This is a genomic window from Streptomyces sp. NBC_00299 (assembly GCF_036173045.1).
Classification (GTDB): domain Bacteria; phylum Actinomycetota; class Actinomycetes; order Streptomycetales; family Streptomycetaceae; genus Streptomyces; species Streptomyces machairae.
Window position 1 is genome coordinate 3,989,149 of sequence record NZ_CP108039.1, and the last position, 20,557, is coordinate 4,009,705.

General features: G+C 71.8%; 11 protein-coding genes. 2 read left to right on the plus strand and 9 right to left on the minus strand.

What is annotated here, in order from left to right; all coding sequences use genetic code 11:
• Positions 1-91: 91 nt before the first annotated feature.
• The 8 genes from OHT51_RS17255 to OHT51_RS17290 all read right to left on the minus strand — a co-directional run bounded on the left by OHT51_RS17255 (position 92) and on the right by OHT51_RS17290 (position 15,989).
• Positions 92-1,900: a GMC family oxidoreductase gene (locus OHT51_RS17255; protein WP_328879849.1), complete on the minus strand. Its 1,809-nt coding sequence runs from the start codon at positions 1,898-1,900 to the stop codon at positions 92-94.
• A gap of 48 nt (positions 1,901-1,948) precedes the next feature.
• Positions 1,949-3,562 carry a succinic semialdehyde dehydrogenase gene (locus OHT51_RS17260; protein ID WP_328879850.1) on the minus strand — a complete coding sequence of 538 codons (1,614 nt, stop codon included), beginning with the start codon at positions 3,560-3,562 and terminating at the stop codon, positions 1,949-1,951.
• A 137-nt stretch (positions 3,563-3,699) separates the two neighbouring features.
• On the minus strand, positions 3,700-5,520 hold the full coding sequence (locus tag OHT51_RS17265) for a serine/threonine-protein kinase (protein WP_328879851.1): 1,821 nt from the start codon (positions 5,518-5,520) through the stop codon (positions 3,700-3,702).
• A gap of 38 nt (positions 5,521-5,558) precedes the next feature.
• Positions 5,559-7,274, minus strand: a complete 1,716-nt coding sequence (locus tag OHT51_RS17270; RefSeq protein ID WP_328879852.1) for a serine/threonine-protein kinase — start codon at positions 7,272-7,274, stop codon at positions 5,559-5,561.
• A gap of 119 nt (positions 7,275-7,393) precedes the next feature.
• Positions 7,394-8,638, minus strand: a complete 1,245-nt coding sequence (locus OHT51_RS17275) for a serine/threonine-protein kinase (protein ID WP_443052499.1) — start codon at positions 8,636-8,638, stop codon at positions 7,394-7,396.
• Between the two features lie 370 nt (positions 8,639-9,008).
• A complete protein-coding gene (locus tag OHT51_RS17280; RefSeq protein WP_328879853.1) occupies positions 9,009-10,694 on the minus strand; it encodes a serine/threonine-protein kinase in 1,686 nt (561 codons plus the stop codon).
• 163 nt (positions 10,695-10,857) lie between these two features.
• Complete coding sequence (locus OHT51_RS17285; RefSeq protein ID WP_328879854.1) at positions 10,858-13,677, minus strand: protein kinase; 2,820 nt, start codon at positions 13,675-13,677, stop codon at positions 10,858-10,860.
• Between the two features lie 185 nt (positions 13,678-13,862).
• Positions 13,863-15,989 carry a serine/threonine-protein kinase gene (locus OHT51_RS17290; protein ID WP_328879855.1) on the minus strand — a complete coding sequence of 709 codons (2,127 nt, stop codon included), beginning with the start codon at positions 15,987-15,989 and terminating at the stop codon, positions 13,863-13,865.
• Between the two features lie 210 nt (positions 15,990-16,199).
• On the opposite strand from OHT51_RS17290, the gene OHT51_RS17295 reads away from it, so the two are divergent.
• Entirely contained in the window at positions 16,200-17,291 is a 1,092-nt protein-coding gene (locus OHT51_RS17295; RefSeq protein ID WP_328884353.1) for a serine hydrolase domain-containing protein, read from the plus strand.
• 76 nt (positions 17,292-17,367) lie between these two features.
• On the opposite strand, the gene OHT51_RS17300 is transcribed toward OHT51_RS17295, so the two are convergent.
• The gene (locus OHT51_RS17300) at positions 17,368-19,074 is read right to left on the minus strand and encodes a glycerol-3-phosphate dehydrogenase/oxidase (protein WP_328879856.1); all 1,707 of its coding nucleotides are present in this window, start codon (positions 19,072-19,074) and stop codon (positions 17,368-17,370) included.
• Between the two features lie 262 nt (positions 19,075-19,336).
• Between OHT51_RS17300 and OHT51_RS17305 the strand changes: the two genes are divergently transcribed.
• On the plus strand, positions 19,337-20,545 hold the full coding sequence (locus tag OHT51_RS17305) for a nucleotide sugar dehydrogenase (protein ID WP_328879857.1): 1,209 nt from the start codon (positions 19,337-19,339) through the stop codon (positions 20,543-20,545).
• Positions 20,546-20,557: the final 12 nt, after the last annotated feature.

Sequence of the window (20,557 nt, forward strand, 5' to 3'; positions counted from 1 at the left end):
CTCACCGAAGCTCTACGCAAGACGGAGAAGGACCTGCGCTCGGAGGGGGGCGCAGGTCCTTCTCCGTTGTCCGCTGTCGCGTCGCCGGCCGCTACTTCTTCGGCGGCACCGCCGGCATCCCGAGGAACGGCAGCTTCAGGGCCCCGAAGGCCTCCGCCGGGACCACCGGGGACTGCGGCTCGACGGGCTTGAGGCGTTCGTACGCCGCTCCCTGCGCCGGGCGCTGATCCGCCTCGCCGTTGTTGGGCCAGTACGACATCGCCCGCTCGGCCTGCGCGGTGATCGTCAGGGAGGGGTTGACCCCGAGGTTGGCGGACACCGCCGCCCCGTCGACGACCGAGATGCCGGGGTGGCCGTACAGACGGTGGTACGGGTCGAGTACGCCGGTCTCGGGCGAGTCACCGATCGGGCAGCCGCCGAGGAAGTGGGCGGTGAGCGGGGTGCCCATCAGCTCGCCGACGTTGGAACCGGCGAAGCCGTTGATGTCGGCCGCGAGCACCGAGGCGGCCTCCGAGGCGGCCTTGATCTGCTTGGGGTTGGGGGCGCCGTGGCCCTGGCGGGCGGTCAGCAGGCCCTTGCCCACGCCGTCCGGCTTCAGGTACGTCGTCAGCGAGTTGTCCAGCGACTGCATCACCAGGCCGATGATGGTCCGTTCCGACCAGCGGCGGTTGGACAGGGAGCGCAGCATGAGAAGGGGGTGGCGGGCCGCGTTCGCCAGCCAGGCGCCGGCCCGCGAACGGCCGTCCACGTAGGGCACCTGAAGGATCGACAGGCCGCCCATCGAGTTGGAGCCCCTGCCGTAGCGGACCGGCTCGATGTGGGTGTTCTCGTCGGGGTGGATCGAGGACGTGATGGCGACTCCGCGCGTGAAGTCGACCTTCGGCTGCCCCGTCGCCTTGCGGTAACGCCGGTTGTCGGTCTGCGCGCCGACCAGGGCCTCCGAGTTGGTGCGGGTCAGCTCGCCCAGCTTCGGCGAGAGGTGCGGCAGTTGGCCGCCCGCCTTCATGCGGTGCAGCAGGGTCTGGGTGCCGTAGGTACCGGCGGCGATGACCACCTTGCGGGCCTTGAACAGCCTGCCCTCGCCCTTCTTCCCACGGTCGGTCGGCAGGGTCGCCACCGCGAAGCCGCCCTGTGAGTCGTCCGTGACCGAGACGACCGTCGTCAGGGGGTGGACCACCGCGCCCGCCTTCTCGGCCAGGTAGAGGTAGTTCTCGTTGAGGGTGTTCTTCGCGCCGTGCCGGCAGCCGGTCATGCACTCACCGCACTCGGTGCACGCCTTGCGGGCCGGGCCCGCCCCGCCGAAGTACGGGTCGGACACCTCCTGGCCGGGCTCGGCCTGCGACTCCCCCGCGGCGTCCTTGCCGTCGCCGAAGAACACGCCGACCGGCGCCATGTGGAAGCTGTCGCCGACGCCCATCCGCTCGGCGGCCGCCTTCAGGTGGACGTCCGACGGGGTCATCGTCGGGTTGATCCGTACGCCGAGCATGCGCTGCGCCTGGTCGTAGTACGGCTTCAACTCCTCCTGCCAGTCGGTGATGTCACGCCACTGGGGGTCGTCGAAGAAGGCCTTTGGCGGTACGTAGAGGGTGTTGGCGTAGTTCAGCGAGCCGCCGCCGACGCCCGCTCCCGCGAGCACCATGACGTTGCCCAGCAGGTGGATGCGCTGGATGCCGTACATGCCGAGCTTGGGGGCCCACAGGTAGTTCTTCAGGTCCCAGGAGTTCTTGGGGAGGGTCTCGCGGGTCCAGCGGCGGCCGGCTTCGAGGACACCGACGCGGTAGCCCTTCTCCGTCAGGCGCAGCGCTGTTACGGACCCGCCGAACCCCGACCCGACGACGATGACGTCATAGTCGTATCCGGAGCCGTCGTCCTGTTTCTGGGCAGAGTTCTCCTGTGACACTTGCTCTCCTCATTGAGGGCGTGAAGCGGCGGTGCGGTCGAGCGGGCTCTAGCGGAAGCGGAACGCCTTCATCAGCCGCAGGCTGCGGCTCATGAACTGGGCGTACTTCTCGTCGTCCATCCCCAGCGAGGGCGCCATCGGCAGCAGCCGCTGCTGGGCGACCGTCTGGGCCTCGGTGTACTTGAGGATGCCCTCGGAGCCGTGGCGGCGGCCGAGGCCGGAGTCCTTCATGCCGCCCATGGGCGACTGGACGCTGCCGTATGCGGGGGCGTAGCCCTCGTTGACGTTGACCGTGCCGGTGCGCAGGCGGGCGGCGACCGCACGGCCGCGGCTGCCGTCCTTCGTCCAGACCGACGAGTTGAGGCCGTACGGCGTGGAGTTGGCGAGTTCGATCGCCTCCTCCTCGGTCTTGAAACGGTAGATGGAGACGACCGGGCCGAAGGTCTCCTCGGAGCAGACGGCCATCGGTGCCTCGACGCCGTCGAGGATCGTCGGCTCGAAGAAGTACGGGCCGATGTCGGGGCGGGCGGTGCCGCCGGCGACGAGCTTCGCGCCCTTGGCGACGGCCTCCTCCACATGCCGGGTGACCGTCTCCAGCTGGCGTTCGCCGACCAGGGAGCCCATGTCGGCGCCGTACGCGAGGGACTTGCCGAGCCGCATCGCCTTGGTGCGCGCGGCGAAGCGCTCCACGAAGGCGTCGGCGACGGACTCGTGGACGTACAGGCGCTCGATGGAGATGCACAGTTGGCCGGCGGAGGAGAAGCAGGCGCGGACGGCGCCGGCGGCGGCCTTCTCCACGTCGGCGTCCTCAAGGACCAGCATCGCGTTCTTGCCGCCGAGTTCGAGCGAGACGCCGACCAGGCGGGCGGCGGCGCCCTGGGCGACCTCGCGGCCGGTGCGGGTGGAGCCGGTGAACGAGACGTAGTCGGCGTGCTTGACGACCTCGGGGCCGATGACCGGGCCCTCGCCGAGGACGACCTGGAAGACGTCGGCGGGGAGCCCCGCCTCGATGAGCAGGTCACGGGCCCACAGGGCGGTCAGGCAGGTCTCGGTGTCGGGCTTCATCACGACCGCGTTGCCCGCGACGAACCCCGGGAGCGCGTCGCCGACGGACAACTCCAGCGGGTAGTTCCAGGGCGCGATCTGGCCGACGACACCGCGCGGGTGGCGCAGTTCGGTGACCTTCGTGAGCGTGGGCATGGCGCCCGCGTGCCGCTTCGGCTTCAGATAGGCGGGAGCCTTACGGCCGTAGTGGCGGGCCGCGACGGCTACGGCCTGCACCTCTTCGTGGGCGTGCAGGCGGGCCTTGCCGGTCTCCAGCTGGATGAGGTCGAGGACCTCGGCCTGGCGTTCGAGCACCAGGTCGTGGAAGCGGAGCAGGACGGCGGCCCGCTGCCGTACGGGGACCTGTGCCCAGACCGCCTGGGCCTTCCGGGCCGCCTCGAACGCCTTCTGCACGTCCTCGGGCGTGGACTCGGGCAGGTCGGCCAGCTTCTCGCCGGTGAACGGCGTGTGGTTCGCGGTACGGCCGGAACCGGCCACGCCCTTGGTGAGCTGGGCGACCAGCTCGGGGGTGACCACGTCGGCGGCGGTACGGGCGCCCTCCGGGGCGGGGGCGAGGGGGTTCGTGCCGGTCTTGGCCGGGGCCTGCGCGTCCGTCATGAGCCGCAGAGTATGCCGCGACGGAGGCTTTGTGTACCCGTCGGTAACGGGGATTCACCGAGTGCTCACATGCTGCCAGTGTCCACTGGCAGTAAACGCGCTGATCAGGGCGTTGCGCGAGGACGAGGAGATGGCGCTCAGTCCGGTCCGATCTCAAGTCGGTCACGGGCACCCTTGAAGACCGCGGTGCCCTTCTTCTCCGTGGGTGTGCCCTTGGGCATGTCGACGCGCAGCTCGTACATGCGCTCGTCACCGGTGACCACGAACAGCTGCATGACGCGGGTCGGCGATTCCTCCTTGTTGTAGGTGATGTCGGACTGGACGGCGTCGAAGCCCTTGAAGGTGGTGCGGGTGGACTGGCCACTGGCGTCGTGGTCGTAGCTGTCCCAGGTGTCGAGCGCGTTCTGCGCCTGGTCCAGCAACGGGCGGGGCGACCTGTCCCACAGGGTGAGGCGGACCTGGACGAGGCCGATGTCGTAGACGACGAGGCGGGGCTGGTCGGTGGTGCTGCCCTCCCGCGCCATCTCCTTGTACTCGGCCGGGAGGGACAGCACGGCGTCCATCTCCTTCTCCCGGTGCGCGATCCAGGCGCCGGAGGTGGGGCTGGGGTTGGAGCTGGGGGTGGTCTCGCCCGGCGCCAGGGGGGCCGAGGTGTGGACGGGGTCCATCTCCTTGGGGCCTTCGTCGGTGTCGACGAGGAAGGAGGAGGTGGTGAACCAGGTGCCGGCCACGAGGAGGACGCCCAGAACGGCGACGGGAAGGGGGCGCAGCCAGGACCGGCCCTTGGGGCTGGAGGGGGCCGGGGCCGGGGTCATGGCTGCGGTCGCCGGTTCGGGCAGCGCTGCCGGGGGCGCGTCCGGGGTTGCTGCGGGCGCCGCTTCAGGGCCCGGCGCCCCCTGGTCACCGGCCGTTTCGGAGGCCGCCGTTTCGGGCGCTGCCCGTTCGGAGGCTGCTCTTTCGGAGGTCGCCCTGTCGGCAGCCGTCGCCCTTTCGGAGGCTGCCCTTTCGGAAGCCGTCGCGCCCGAGAGTCGTATCGTCCCCGCGTCCTCCGTGAACTCCCGCAGCCCCGAGGCGTCCTGAGGCCCCGCCCCCGCCGAGCCCACGGCGGGCTCCGGCACCGGCCACCCCTGCGCGACCGCCTCCAGCACTGCCCCGACATCCTCCGCGTCGGGGCGCAGCTCGGGATCCTTCACCAGCAGCCGCACGATCAGTGACCCCAGCGGCCCCGCCTGTTTCGGCTCGGGCGGATCGGCGGCGAGGATCGCGGCGAGCGTGGACTCCAGGGTCGTACGGCGGAAGGGCGACCAGCCCTCCACGGCGGCGTACAGGAGCACGCCCAGCGACCACAGGTCGGAGGCCGGGCCGGCGCCGCGGCCGGACATCCGCTCGGGCGCGATGAACTCCAGGGAGCCGACGAACTCGCCGCTGACGGTGAGGGATTCCTCGCCCTGGATGTGGGCGATGCCGAAGTCGGTGAGGACCACGCGGCGGTGGGCACCGAGCAGCACGTTGGCCGGCTTGACGTCGCGGTGGACGATGCCGACGGCGTGCGCGGCGCGCAGGGCACCGAGGACGGCGACGCCGATGCGGGCCGCCTCCGGCGCCTCAACGGGGCCGCGCTTGAGGGCCTCGTGCAGAGACTCGCCGCGCACCAGCTCCATGACGATCCAGGGCAGTCCGTCCTCCACGACGACGTCATGAATCGAGACGGCGGCCGGATGGTCGACGCGAGCCGCGGCGCGTGCCTCGCGGTAGAGGCGGTGGGCGGCCCGCTGATGGCCCGCTTCCTCCGGGTCGCCGGGCAACCTCGGCTGTTTGACGGCGACTTCACGGTCCACCAGCTCGTCGAGTGCCCGCCAGACGGTGCCCATCCCGCCGGAGCCGATGCGCTCGACCAGGCGGTAACGCCCGCCGATCACACGCCCCTTGGGGCCGGTGCCGCCCCCGTCGCTACTCATGCACCATGCCTACCCTGCGGGGCGGGCCGTTGGCCAGTTCAGAGCTTGCCGATGTCCAGGTTCGCGATGGTCGCCTGCGCCACCTCACGTCCGCGGTCCGTGAAGTCGCCCTTGCCCGGATAGCTGATCGTCACCTTGTACATGTCGCCCGCCGTGGTCTTGTAGTAGAAGATCTTCAGTTCGCGGGGGCGGGGGTTCTGGGTGTCGTCGGTCGTGTACTTGACCGTGTTCTCGGCGGACTGTTTGCCCTGGTACGTGGTCTGCCTCGTGTCGGTCTGAGGACCGTCGGGCATGGAGAGTTCGTAGTTGCCCTGCTCCTTGAACTGCTCGTTGTCGGCGTACATCTCGGCCGCCGCGGAGTTCTTGATCTGGTTCGAGGTGTCCTCGGACTTCCGGGCCAGCCTCACGCCGACCCAGATGCTGCCGCTCCAGTCGGAGTAGGTGAGCCAGTTCTTGTCCGTGTCGTCGGCGTCCGGCTTGGTGAGCTGGTAGGCCGCGGGAACCTTCAGGGTCACACCCAGCTTCGGGTGCGCCCGCTGCGTCCAGCCGTCCGGCGTGGACCCCGCGAACGGATCCGCGATCACCAGATACGCCGCCAGCGCACCGGCGACGACCGCCGCCCCGATTCCGAGCAGCGCCTTGCGCCCGAGCAGGATGCCTCCCTTGGCGCCCTCCGCGACCCGCACGATCTGCGTCGTCGGGGCCGGCGCCGGCGGGTTGGCCGTCTGCTCCAGCAGCGCACGCGTCTGCGCGGCGTTCGGGCGGCGGGCCGGGTCCTTCTGGAGGAGGCCGTTGATGGCCTCGGCGAGCGGGCCCTGCGCGGAGGCGGGCGGCGCGGGCGTGGCGTTGAGGACCGACTGGAGGGTCGCCGGGGTGTTGCTGCGGCGGAACGGCGAGACCCCCTCCGTCGCCGCGTACAGGACGACGCCCAGGGACCACAGGTCGCTCGCCGGTCCCGGCCGCTGGCCCAGCACCCGCTCCGGCGCGATGTACTCGGGCGAGCCGACGAAGCCGCCGGTGTCGGTCAGGTTGGTCTCGCCCTCGATCTGGGCGATGCCGAAGTCGGTGAGGACGACGCGGTCATGGCGGCCGAGGAGGACGTTGTCCGGCTTCACGTCGCGGTGCAGGATGCCCGCCGCGTGCGCGGCCTCCAGCGCGCCGAGCACTTCGAGGCCGATTCTCGCCGCGTCCCGGGCGCCGAGCGTGCCTTCCTGCAGCGCGTCGCCCAGCGTGCGGCCCTGCACCAGCTCCATCACGATCCATGGCTGGCCGTCCACGACCGCGACGTCATGCACGTTCACGACCGCCGGATGGTCGAGCCGGGCCGCGGCGCGGGCCTCGCGACGCATCCGCTCGAAGGCGTTGGCACGTTCGCGATCGGGAAGGTGATCCGGTACGCGGGGCTCCTTGACGGCGACTTCGCGGTCCACCGTCTCGTCCTTGGCCCGCCAGACGGTACCCATCCCGCCGTGCCCGAGCTTGGCGAGCAGCCGGTAGCGGCCGGCTATCAGACGTCCGGTGCCGGGGTCCGGGTCGGACCCTGCGGGTGCGGGCCGGGGAGGCCCGGGCTGGTGGGGCGCAGCCTGCTGCTGCACGGCCGACTGCGGTACGGCTGACTGCGGTACGGCCTGAGTGGGCGACGCATACGGGTTGTCCGGGTGCGGAACGGGGCCCGGCGGGTTCGGCTGCGGCGGTTGCAGTTCAAAACTCGTCGGCTCGTCGGACCGGTAAGGGGCGCCCCCGTTGCTGCTCATGCGTCCATCCATATCGCGGTAAGCGCCCCCGTATCCAGCGGGAATGCTTTCCGGTCACAGAGCCGTGACTCAGCTCGCAACTTATCTCCGCTTTATCCGAGGTTGGTCGGCGCGAGGGGTCACGGGGTGGAGGTGGACGTGGAGGTGGCGCTGGGCGAGAGGGGGGTGGTGGGAGTGCTGGAGGGGGTGACCGTGCCGGGCTTGGTGGCGGGGCTTGCCGTACTGGGTCTGCCGGACGGGCTCGCCGTGCCGGCTCTGCCGGAGGCACTCGGCGTTCCGGGGCGGCTGGAGGCGCTCGGGGTCCCGGTCGGCCCGGCCGACGTCCCCGGGGCCGAGCTGGGCGGCACCACACCCCCGTCCCCGCCCCGACTCACCAGCAGGGCCGCCGCCGACACCCCTGCGACCGCCATCGCGGCGACCAGCACGACGGTGACCAGTTTGCTGCGCGTCGAGTACGGGCCTTCCGCGCCGCCGACCGCGCGCACGGCGGACCTGCCGAACCGTTTCTCCGCAGGCACGCGCCCCGTGTCCAGGAACTCCCTCAGCATCCGCTCGGCAGCCTCCGCGTCCAGCCGCAGGGCCGGGTCCCGCTCCAGCAGCCCCTGCACGACCGGCAGGATCGGTGCCGCCTGCGCGGGCGGGCAGATCTCGTCGGACACGACGGCGAGCACGATGCCGCTCAACGAGTCGCGCCGGAAGGGCGATTCACCGCTCAGGGCCGCGCACAGCAGCGCGCCCACCGACCACAGGTCGGATGCGGGGCCGGTCCTGGAGTCGGACATCCGCTCCGGTGCGGTGTACTCCGGCGAGCCGACGAAGGACCCGGACTCGGTGAGCGTGGTCGCGCCGGCCACCTGGGCGATGCCGAAGTCGGTGAGAACGACGCGGTCGGTGCCGTTCTCGATGAGCACGTTGGCCGGGGTGATGTCGCGATGCAGGACGCCGGCCGCGTGGGCCGTCTGCAAGGCGCTCAGCAGATCGGCGCCGATCCGGGCGGCCTCCGGCGCGTCCACGGGGCCGTGCGCCGCCATTCGGTCGGCGAGGGAGTCGCCGTCCACCAACTCCATCACGATGTACGGGCGTTCGTCGTCCTCCAGGATGTCGTGGACGACGATGACGTGCGGGTGGCTCAGCTGCGCCACCGCCTGAGCCTCGCGCAAGGTGCGCTCACGCGCTCGCCGGGCCTCGGCCGCGGAGAGCGTCTCGTCGAGGGGGAGCTCTTTCACGGCCACCCTTCGTCCGAGCAACTGATCGGTCGCCTGCCAAACGACACCCATGCCGCCGCGACCGAGCCTGGCCTCGAGACGGTAACGCCCCGCGATCACACGGAAGTTGGCTCCCTCGGTCCCCATGCGCCCCATCATGCAGCACCGGACGGATCGACTCCGGGGCGGCGATCGGCCAACTATGCAAAGCAGCAAAGGGTTTCAAAAGCCGCGGGACGCTCGCCGCCGGGGCGCTCGCCCGGGGCACCGGGAGGCTTGGCTGCCCGACCGGGGTTCAGTGCGGGGTGCCGGGCTTCGAGAGCCGGGGAGGGCTTCGGGCGCATGTGCCGGGAGGGTTTCGGGGACGGTCGCCGGCGACAGCGCTTCGGAAGCCAATCGCCGCGAGGAACCTCGCGAGCGGGGCGCCCCGAAGACCTCGGCACCCCGCACACCGACCTCGGGACCCCGCACACCAAGCCGCGAGCCCCGTAAACGCCGTGGCGCACCGGGCCGTCATGGCCTCGGCGGCTCAGGAGCCTCCGGCACCGCTCGCCTGCCAGCCCTGCAGCACCGCCGTGAACTGCTTGCGTGCGGTTGCCCAGTCCGGCTCGGGTGAGGACATGTAGATCGCGTACTCCGTGCCGTCCCGGTCGATGTACGCCTGGTCGATGGCGCGGCGCGGGCCGGGGAAGGGCGTGTCCTTGGCCTGCGCTTCCCACGTGTACTCCCACAGGGAGCCGTCGCGGTCGCGGTAGAGGTTCCTCTTCAGGAACTCCTTCTCGTACGCCACCAACCGCTGCGACACCTGCTGATCCAGGTCGACCATGTGGTCGTAGGCGTTCGCGAAGTCGGGCGAGGTGTCGACGGCGATGCGGACGAAGTGCTCGCCGCCGTCGGGCGTGTAGTCGACCTGCTGGAGGCCGTCGACCTCCTTGCCGACCACCTCCCGCTCCCAACCCGCGGGCAGATAGAGGCTGAAGCCGAGGGGATCCTCGTAGCGCTTCCAGGACGACGGAACGCCGGCCTCCGGGCGCTGCGACTCGCTCGACGTGGAGCCGGGCGAGATAGCAGCGGGCGTGCCACCGCTCCCCGGGCCCCACTTGTGCAGCACCACAGCGGTGCCCCCGCCGATGATCGCGGCGATCGCGATGACGAGGGCGAGCGTGCGCAGCCGACGGCGCCTGCGCGACGGCCGGGCGGGGCCGGCACCCGTGCCGAGGCCGGAGATGTCGTACAGCGGGCCGCTCGTCGTGGGCCCGGTCATCGGCGGGTACGGCGTACCGGTCGCCGCCGTCTGTGCCCCGGTGGGCACGTGCGCCCCGGCGTGCCCGGACTCCGTGCGCGCCTCCGGCTCGTACCGCGTGTGCTGTGTGGGGACGTACACCTGCGCCGCGCTCGGCCGTCGTCCCTCCGCCGCCTCGGCCAGCATCTGCTCCGCCTCGGCGGCGCCGGGCCGGGTGGCCGGATCCTTGCGCAGCAGGGCGCTGATCACGGGTGCGAGCGCGCCTGCGTGCTGCGGATCGGCGGCTTCCTCCTCGACCACCGCCTGCATGGTGCCCAGCGGCGAGGTACGGCGGAAGGGCGAGCGGCCCTCCACGGCCGTGTAGAGCGTCGCGGCGAGCGCCCACAGGTCGGAGGAGGGGCCCGGGTCGTGGCCGCGGACCCGCTCGGGGGCGAGGTAGTCGACGGAGCCGACGACCTCTCCGGTGCGCGTGATGGTGGAGTCGCCCTCGATCTGGGCGATGCCGAAGTCGGTCAGCAGGACACGGCCGTCCTCGGAGAGCAGGACGTTGCCGGGCTTGACGTCGCGGTGCAGGACCCCCGCGGAGTGCGCGGCGCGCAGCGCCCGCAGCACCCACAGGCCGATGCGGGCGGCCTCGGCCGGCTCGACGCGTCCGTTCTCCTTGACCGCGTCGGCCAGGGAGTGCCCCTCGACCAGTTCCATCACGATCCACGGCCGGCCGTCGTGCTCCAGCACGTCGTGCACGGTGACGACGGCGGAGTGGTTGATGCGCGCGGCGGCGCGCGCCTCGGCGCGGGTGCGGGCGAGGAGCCGCTCCTGGTCGCTCTCGGAGACGTAGAGCGCGGCGGTCAGCTCCTTGATCGCCACGGCCCGATGCAGCACCTCGTCATGCGCACGCCACACCCGGCCCATGCCGCCGCTGCCGATCGCGTCGGCGAGCCGGTAGCGGCCCGAAATGAGCTGGCCCTGCATCTGATTCACGTTGCCCCGCAATGCTCTTGACAGGGTCAGGTTAAGGACAGGTCGACTCGACCGGAACCACGGGGGTGCCAAGGAGACCCCACTGTGATGGTTGTCGCTTTCCCCGCGGCGAAGCAACCATCAAGCCTTTGTCACACAGGGTTTGCGCGAGAAATCAGCCGGTGACCTGATAGGTCGCCGACGCCTGCTCGAACAACCGCGTCACCTCGTCCCGCTCGGCCTCCGGCCCGCGGACCTGCACGACGTGGTACTTCCCCTCGATCAGGATCGCGACATTGCGCACGAAAATCTCGCGCCCCTGGTCGTTGGTCCAGGTGAACTGCCCCTCGGCCATGGTCCGCTCCCCGACCTGAATGGTCTTCAGACCACTGGAGGAAGCCCAGCTGGAGTCGCGGTACGGCTGCAACTCCCGCTCGTGCTCCCGCTGGTAGACCATGGGGTCGCTGCCGTACTGCGCCGTGGTGTCCCGCCCCGGTACGACGATGAGGTCGAAGTCACCGTGCGCGTACACCACCTGCCCACGTCCGTTCTCCGGCGTGCGGTCCCAGCCGTTGGCCACGGCGATCTGGAACCCGGCCGTGTCCTTGCGCAGGGTGAAGCCGTCAGGGACTTCGGGCCCGTTGGTCTGCGTCTCGGTCGAACCGGCCGACTCCGAAGGGCTGTTGTCGGTCGCCGGGGAGGTCTGGTCGGGCCGCGGCTCGCTGCTCGCGTCGGCGGACTGGTCGGGCGCCTCGCTCGCCTGCCCCGCCGCGCCGGTGCGATCGGCGTCCGCCGAGGCGCCGTCGCCCTGGTCGGCCTTCGGCATGAACAGCATGGCGTACGCGATCGCCGTGGCCATGCCGAGCAGGACGAGCACCAGCAACGTACCTCCCAGCTTGCGCGGCGAGGACGCCGGCTCCTGCTTGGCCCGCTTGTGCCGCCCGTGATGCGCGGGCAGCCCGGCCCGCCGCCTGCGCACGAGCTCGCCCCGGCGCCGCACGATCGGCAGCCGGTTCGGGTCGGCCGGCGGGGCGGCGACGACATGCGCGCCGGCCTCCGGCTCGGGCGCGGACCGCACGAGCGAGCGCAGCCAGCCGCGCACTTCCTCGAAGTCGAGGCGCTCGGTGGGGTCCTGACGCAGCAACGACTCCACGACCGGCCTGAGCGGCCCGCACTCCTCGGCATAGGCGGGCGGCTCCGCGCACACCATCTGCACCAACTCGGCCGTCGACTCCTCCGGATACGGCGCATGCCCCTGCACGGCCCGGAAGAGCAGCGCCCCCAGCGCCCACAGGTCGGTCGCGGGCCCGATCGGCGCCGCCAGCTGCCAGTTCTCGTGCACGGGCCCGGCCTGCTCCGGCGCCCAGCGCTCGGTCACGGGCCCGACCACAGCCATCCGCGCCTGCCGTGCCCGCTCGGCGGCGAGCGCAGTGGTGGGCCCTCGGTGGGCGGGAGTACCGGCCACGAGGTCGCCCCAGCGGGTCGCGGGGTGGTCGGAGTCGCCGCCGGGGGGCGCGGTGGAGGCGCCGGAGGTGACGGGCACGCCGCGCGCGGCCGAGCCCGGGGTGCCGGGAGCAGGAGCGCCCTGTGCGGGAAACCCGCCGACGCCGGGCGTGGGCACGCCCCGCGCGGGATGGCCGTTGCCGCCGAGAGCCGGAGCGGTGGCACCCGCGGCAGGGGACGCCTCACGCCCCGGAGCCGGCCTGCCGCCCGTGGCGTACCCACCGACGCCCGGCGCGGGCACACCTGTGCCGTACGGGGCGTCAGGGGTCCCGGGCTGCGCGCCCGGCCCGGCCGGCGGAAGTGCCGTACGGCCCCGGCCCTCGTCCGGCGCGGCCGCACCGGCCCCGGTCCGCGGTGCGGCCCCGTGCCAGGGCGTGGCCTGCGTGCCGTACGGGTCGCCGATCTGGCCCGGAGGCGTGGTGATGCCGTTGCCGGAGTGGTACGGCTGCTGCGCCGAGCCGTTGGCCTGGGCGGCGCGGTCGTCTTCGGACGCCGGGCGCCCCGCGGGCAACGCCGCCCGTCCGTTCTGCGCCTCCTGCACCCGGGCCGCCGCACGGGCGCCCGCCCGATACGCGGCGATGGCTCCGGCTCGCGCAGCCCTGATGTCCCCACCGGCTTCGAGAGCGCCACCCGGTGCGCCGCCCGAGGCTCCCGTCGCGGGGCCCGTCTCGGCCGCCGGCAGCGGCAGCCCTTCGGTGGCACGCGCCTCTATGGCGGCACGCCGGGCCGCCTCGGGGTCCACGCCGGCCCCGGTCCCGCCGGCGTGTCGGCCGGGTGCCCCGGGATCACCCGGGCCGCCGAACTCTCCGCCCGAAGCCGCCCCGCCGCCGAATGTCCCGGCCCCGCCGTCCCCGGCACCGTCCTCGACCGGCACCGGGTCATATCCGCACAGCGCCTCCTCCGCGGCCCCGACCGCGAGCCCGGTCAGCATCACCCGGCCGTCGTCGCAGACGAGCACCGTGCGGGCGGTGATGTTCCGGTGGACCCAGCCGTGCGCGTGCAAGACCCGCAGCGCCATGAGCACGTCGGAGGCGACCTCGGCCGCCCGGTACGGCGTCAGCGGCTTCTCGGCGAGCAGCGCGGCCAGCGGGCGCGCGCCCACCAACTCACTCACTATCCACAGCGAGCCGCCCTCGGCGAACACGTCGAAGACCTGGTCCAGCCGCGGATGGTCGGGGATCCGGGCCGCGGCCTGCGCCGCCTCGACCGCCCGCCGCACGGCGGGATCGCTGGGCCGCCGCGTGCTCGAACGCGCCGAGGGCCGTCGCCCCGACCCGCGCTCGCGCGTGTCGCGCGCCGTGAAACCGTCGGGCAACCCCTCGGCGTCGAGCACCTCCGCCTCGACGACCTCCGGCAACGGCACCTGCCGGACCAGGACCTCCTGCCCGCTGTAGGTGTCGAAGGCGCGCGACTCGGTGAGTTCGTACTCGTCGGACGGCGGCAGCGGCAGGCGGTAGCGGTCGGCCAGTACCCGACCCGCATAGTCGTCCACGTTGCCTCCCCCGGCCGCCCGGTTGGTCAATTCCGCTCGACTTGCGTCTCGTTCCGGACGCACGACTGGATGCGTACGGTCCGCAAGCACTCACGATACGTGCCGGAGACAACTCGCAAATGACGGTTGCCGGATCTCACGGCCCAATCGCGCCCTTGGCGAGCCCAAACCGAATTTCGCTCACTTCACGACTTCGGCTTGAACGAGTCCGTCAGCGTTTGCCACGTGTCCTTACGCAGCTCGCTGTCCCAGTTGGCGGCTTTCGCGGTGTACATCAGCGCATATCCGAGTTGCTCGTTCACCACGAACCCTCGGTCGATCGTCCGGTACTTCGTCCCGCCCTCGGAATAGGTGAACTCCCAGTCGGCCGTGTTCCAACCGCGGTAGTCCACCTCCTCTATCCGGATCTTCTTGTACTCGGAGCGCTGCATGTACTGCTCCTGGTCCTTCCAGTCCGCCACCGGGTCGCCCTTCGGCGTGGACGTCCAGGCGACCAGCAGCTTCTGCCCGTCGGGCCCGGTGAACCGGTCGCCGGCCGACCCCGTGGACTGGAACTTCCATCCGTCGGGCAGCCCGAGCGAGTACCCCTGGCTCCCCTTGTGCGTCGACGCGGCCCCGCTCTCGCTCCCGGACCCCGCCTCGGCACCGCTCCCGGCGGTCGCACCCGTCCCGGCACTCGGCGTAGTCCCGCTCTCCGAACCGGAACCCGACCCCGACCCGGCCGACGCGGACTTCTCCCCGTCCGTACGGGTCTTGTCCTTGTCGTCCTTCTTGGTGTCGCCGCTCGTGCTCGCCTTGGCGGAGGCCTTGGCACCGCCGCCACTCGCCGCCCCGGTCGAGTCGTCGTCGCCGAGCGTGAGGGCGAGCACCACGCCGATCACGGCAACCACCACGGCCACCGCGATGATCGCCAACGTCCGCTTCGGCACCACATCGGTGAGCGGCGCCCTCGGCACGGGCCGCGACGGCAGATCCGGCGGCGTCATCTTTGGCCACCCCGAACTGCTCCCCGCACCCTGCCCGTTCGCCGCCTGCCCGTCCCGCTCACCGGCACTGTCACCGGCACCGGCCCGGTCACCGGCATCAGCACCGGCACCCACACCGGCGGCCCCGGCAGCTGAAGCCCCAGCACCGGAGGTCCGGCCGGAACTCCCGGCCTTCGACGACGCCCCGGCCCCGCCCACTCCCGTGGACGACCCACCGGCCGCGGCCCCGTCGGCCCCCGCCGTCTCGCTCCCGGACTTGGTACGAGCGGCAGCAGCCCCGGCCGCCCCCGCACTCACCGCGGCCTTGCGCACGGAACGCAGCGCCCCGCGCAACCGCTCCCCGGCCTCCTCGCCCCGCTTACCGGCACCCGAACGGCCCTTGTTCTCCGGCGCGTCGGGCTGCGGCGGCAGCGGCACGACCTTCGTCGCGTCCGCCGGCTCCGGCTCGGACTTGGCCGCCGGCGCATGAATGACGGCGTTGAGCATGGCCCGCGCACCGGCGTCGTCGAGCCGCTTGGCGGGGTCCTTGGTGAGCAGGCCGTAGATGACGTCCTTCAGCGGTCCCGCGTTCTTCGGCTCCTCCAGCGGCTCCGTCATCACCGCCGTGAGCGTCGCGATCGCGGAGCCCTTGTCGTACGGCGGCGCACCCTCGACCGACGCGTACAGCAGCCCGCCGAGCGACCACAGGTCGGCCGCGGGGCCGGGCTTGTGGCCGCGGGCCCGCTCCGGGGAGATGTAGGACGGCGCGCCGACGAGCATGCCGGTCGAGGTGATGGAGGGGTCGCCCTCGACCTGGGCGATGCCGAAGTCGGTGAGTACGACCCGCTCGGTGTCGCTCTCCAACAGGACGTTCGACGGCTTCACGTCGCGGTGCAGGATGCCCTCGCGGTGCGCGGAGCGCAGCACGTCGAGGACGGCCAGGCCGACCTCGGCCGCCCGCTTGGGCTCCAGGAGGCCGTCCTCGCGGATGACCTCGGCGAGCGACTTGCCCTCGACGAGTTCCATCACGATCCATGGCCGGTCGTCCTCGTCGACCACGTCGAACACCGTGACCGCGCTGTTGTTGCGGATCCGGGCGATCGCCTTGGCCTCACGCAGGGTGCGCGTGATCAGCCGCCGCTTCTCCTCCTCGTCGATGCTCGACGGGAACCGCAACTCCTTGACGGCGACTGTCCGCCCCAGAGTCTCGTCCACGGCACGCCACACCGTGCCCATGCCGCCCCGGCCGAGCACTCCTCCCAGCCGGTACCGCCCCGCGAGGAGACGCTCACGGTCGTCCTGACGAGTGTCCTGACGGGATGTCCCCGCCCGCTCCGCCTCCGACATGCGTCCCCTCATACAACCCGCCCTGACAGAGCCTCCATTGTCTCTCACCCGACAAGTGCCCAACGCCCAGGGTGCCTCACGCGTCGCCACCCGACCGCACGGCACGAACCGCCCGTGCACCGCAGACCCGAAGCCCGGTGAATCACAGGTTCCGCTTGCCCGGCATGATGACCCGCGACAAGGGAAGGACCCCGCATGGCGCGAACGGCGATGCCACTGCTTCGGACACTACTGGCCATACCTGTGTGCCTGACCGTCCTCTGCCTCGTGTCCCCGGCCCTTCTCGGTCTGTCCGCGACCTCCCCGACCGCCTCGTCGGCACGCACCGCCTCGCCGACCTCCGCTGCACCGGCGACGAACGCCCTGCTGTCCCTGCTGGTCACCCGGGGCAAGGCACCCGCCGCGGCCCTGCTGGCCCTCGAGGACGGCGGCACCCGCTTTGCCCGGTCCGGCCAGGGCATCGCCCGCACCGACCACTTCCGCGCCGGCAGCATCACGAAGACCTTCATCGCGACGGTCGTCCTCCAACTGGCCGCCGAGCGACGCCTGTCCCTCTCCGACACTGTCGAGCAGCACCTGCCGGGCCTGGTGCGCGGGGCGGGCAACGACGGGCGCGCGCTGACCCTTCGTGCCCTGCTGACCCACACCAGCGGCCTGTACGACTTCGCCGCCGCCTCCGGGGGCACCGTCCCCCTCACCCCGCTTCAGGCCGTCCGCATCGCACTCACCCACCCCCCTGCCCACCCCGGCAGTTACGCCTACTCGAACACCAACTACGTCCTGCTCGGCCTGGTCATCAAGCAGATCACCGGCCGCTCCTACGCCGCCGAGGCCGAACGCCGCATCATCGCTCCACTGGGTCTGACCGGCACCTCCTTCCCTGGCTCCCGCACCTCGCTCCCCTCCCCGCACGGCCGCGCCTACGCAGCCGACGGGACCGATGTCACCGCACTCGACCCACGGGTGGCCGGCGCGGCCGGCGAGCTGGTGACCACGCTCGCCGACCTCGACCGCTTCTACGCCGCGCTGCTCGACGGCCGCCTGCTGCCCCCGCGCCGGCTGCGCGAGATGCTCGACACCCGTGCCGCACATGGCTCGTACGGCATGGGACTCTTCCCGGTGAAGCTGCCGTGCGGCACCGTCGTATGGGGGCACAACGGGCGCATCTCCGGCAGCTACGTGCGCTCCGCGGCCACCGTCGGCGGTCGTCGCGTCCTGACCTTCCGGGTGAACACGACGGCGATCGCAGATCCCGGCCTCGAACCCCGGCTGCTCGCCGCCGAGTTCTGCCCTCGCACCTGATAGAACGGCCGAGGTTCGAGCAGAGATCCCGGCTTCCGTAGCCCGTTCGGGTGACGTCCTGCCCCACCCCGCCGTGCTACAGCGCCACGATGTCCGGAGCCCCCAACCGCGCCGCGTCCGCCGTCAGGTCGTCCGGCTGCCGCTGCGATTCGCGCTCGGCCTCCACCCGCTTCTCGTAGTGCTGGACCTCGCGCTCGATGTGGTCCTTGTCCCAGCCCAGTACCGGCGCCATCAACTCGGCCGCCTCGCGCGCACACCGCGTCCCCCGGTCGAACGTCTCGATCGAGATGCGCGTCCGCCGTGTCAGCACGTCGTCCAGATGCCGTGCTCCCTCGTGCGAGGCGGCATACACGATCTCGGCGCGCAGATAGTCGTCGGCGGACTGCAGGGGCTCCCCCAGTGCGGGATCGGCGGCGATGAGTTCGAGTACCTCCTCGGCCAGCGACCCGTACCGGTTCAACAGATGCTCCACCCGCACCACATGGATCCCCGTGCGTGCCGCGATCCGTGCGCGCGCGTTCCACATCGCCCGGTATCCCTCCGCGCCCAGCAGCGGAATGTCCTCGGTGACGCACTCGGCGACCCGCATGTCGAGCCCGTGCACCGCCGCGTCCACTGCGTCCTTGGCCATCACCCGGTACGTCGTGTACTTGCCGCCGGCCACGACGACGAGTCCGGGCACGGGATGGGCCACGGTGTGCTCGCGCGAGAGCTTGCTGGTGGCGTCCGACTCCCCGGCGAGCAGGGGCCGCAGTCCCGCGTACACGCCCTCCACGTCGTCCCGGGTCAGCGGCACCGCCAGCACCGAGTTCACGTGTTCCAGCAGGTAGTCGATGTCCGCGCTGGACGCGGCAGGGTGGGCCTTGTCGAGGTCCCAGTCGGTGTCGGTGGTGCCGACGATCCAGTGCCGGCCCCAGGGGATGACGAACAGCACGGACTTCTCGGTGCGCAGGATCAGGCCCGTCGAGGAGTGGATGCGGTCCTTGGGCACGACCAGGTGGATGCCCTTGGAGGCGCGTACGTGGAACTGCCCCCGCTCACCCACCATCGACTGGGTGTCGTCGGTCCACACACCGGTCGCGTTGACGATCTGCTTGGCGCGGATCTCGTACTCGCCGCCCCCCTCGACGTCCTGCACCCGGGCCCCGACGACGCGTTCCCCCTCGCGCAGAAACCCGGCCACGCGCGCGCGGTTGGCGACCTTCGCGCCGTAGGCCGACGCCGTGCGCACCAGGGTGGCGACATAGCGGGCGTCGTCCATCTGCGCGTCGTAGTACTGCAGCGCGCCGACCAGCGCGTCCTTCTTCAGGGCGGGGGCGATGCGCAGGGCGTTGCCGCGGCTGAGGTGGCGGTGCATGGGCAGGCCCCGGCCATGGGTGCGGGCCATGGACATGATGTCGTAGAGCAGGACGCCGCAGCCTGCGTACAGGCGCTCCCAGCCCTTGTACTGCAGCGGGTACAGGAACGGCACCGGCTTGACCAGGTGCGGCGCCAGCCGCTCCAGCAGCAGGCCGCGCTCCTTCAGCGCCTCGCGCACGAGCGCGAAGTCGAGCATCTCCAGATAGCGCAGGCCGCCGTGGATCAGCTTGCTGGACCTGCTGGAGGTGCCCGAGGCCCAGTCACGTGCCTCGACCAGGCCGGTGGAGAGCCCGCGGGTCGCCGCGTCGAGGGCAGTGCCGGCACCCACGACGCCGGCGCCCACGACCAGTAGGTCCAGCTCGTGCTCGGCCATTGATGCGAGTGACTCGGCGCGCTCCGCCGGCCCCAGTGTCGCTGTCCTCACCGCTGCCTCCCGCTCATCGGTCGCGTAGGCCGCACCCGTCGGGCGAAGCCCGCTTCGTACCCCCCATGCCCAAAGTCTGACCGGGTTGCCCGGCTTCAGCCACCACGCACCCCCAGCCTGTGGACAACACTCACGGAAACGCGATCATTCAATGCCGGAAATCGGTCATATTTACTCCTAGTCTGACATTGCGCTCCCTCGATCTGTCCACAGGGCTTGCGCACCTGCACCGCTTCGGTTACTGGGAAGGACGGCCCACGCCATGCCCTCAGATCTCGCCGTCATCGGACTCGGCCTGCACGGCCTGCCCGTGGCGAAGGCCGCCGTCGCGGCCGGCATCCCCACGCTCGGTTACCGGACCGGGCCCGAGGCCGGCTCCCTCAGCCCCGCCGAACTGCGCCGGATGCTCTCGGGGGGCTTCCGTCACGCCACCAGCGCCGCCGAGCTCGGCCGCGTGCGCACCGCCGTCATCTGCGCGCCGACTCCGCGCGGCGCGGACGGCGGGCTGGACCTGAGCCAGGTGGAAGGGGCCGCCCGCACCCTGGCCGCGCAGCTGCGCCCGCACACCACCGTCATCCTGGAGTCGCCCGTACCCCCGGGCACCACCGAGAGCGTCCTGCGCCCACTCCTGGAAGAGGTCTCCGGACTGCGCGCCGGCCGCGACTTCCACCTGGCCTACTCACCCAGCCGCGTCGATCCCGGCAACCGTGACTTCACGCCCGCCAACACCCCCAAGGTGATCGGCGGCCTCACGCCCGCGTGCACCGAGTCGGCCGCGGCCTTCTACGGCCGTCTCACCGACAAGGTGGTACGCGCGCGTGGACTGCGCGAAGCCGAGACCGTGCAGGTGCTGGAGACCAACTTCCGGCATGTCAACATCGCCCTGGTCAACGAAATGGCCGTCCTCTGCCACGACTTGGGCGTCGACCTGTGGGACGTCATCCGCTGCGCGGAGACCAAGCCGTTCGGCTTCCACGCCTTCCGCCCCGGCCCCGGCGTCGGCGGCCACGCCGTGCCCCAGGACCTCACCGGCCCCGCCGGCCGCCCCCTGCGCATGGTCGAACTGGCCCAGCAGGTCAACAGCCAGATGCCCCGCTACGTCGTCCAGCGCGCCGCCACCCTCCTCAACGAACACGGCAAGTCCGCGCGCGGCGCCCGCGTCCTCCTGCTCGGCGTCACCTACAAGCCCGACCTGGCCGACCAGCAGTCCACGCCCGCCCAGGAGGTCGCGATCCGCCTGATGGAGCTGGGCGCCTGCGTCAGCTACCACGACCCGCACATCCCGTCCTGGAACGTCCTGGACCGCCCGGTCCCGCGCGCGGACGCCCTGTACGAGGCGGTCGCGGACGCCGACCTGACGATCTTGCTCCAGCAGCATCGGACGTACGACTTGCAGGGCCTGTCGGTGAAGGCACAGCTGCTGCTGGACACGCGGGGCGCGGCACCCACGGGGGCGGCACACCGGCTGTAAGAAGGGCCGGTC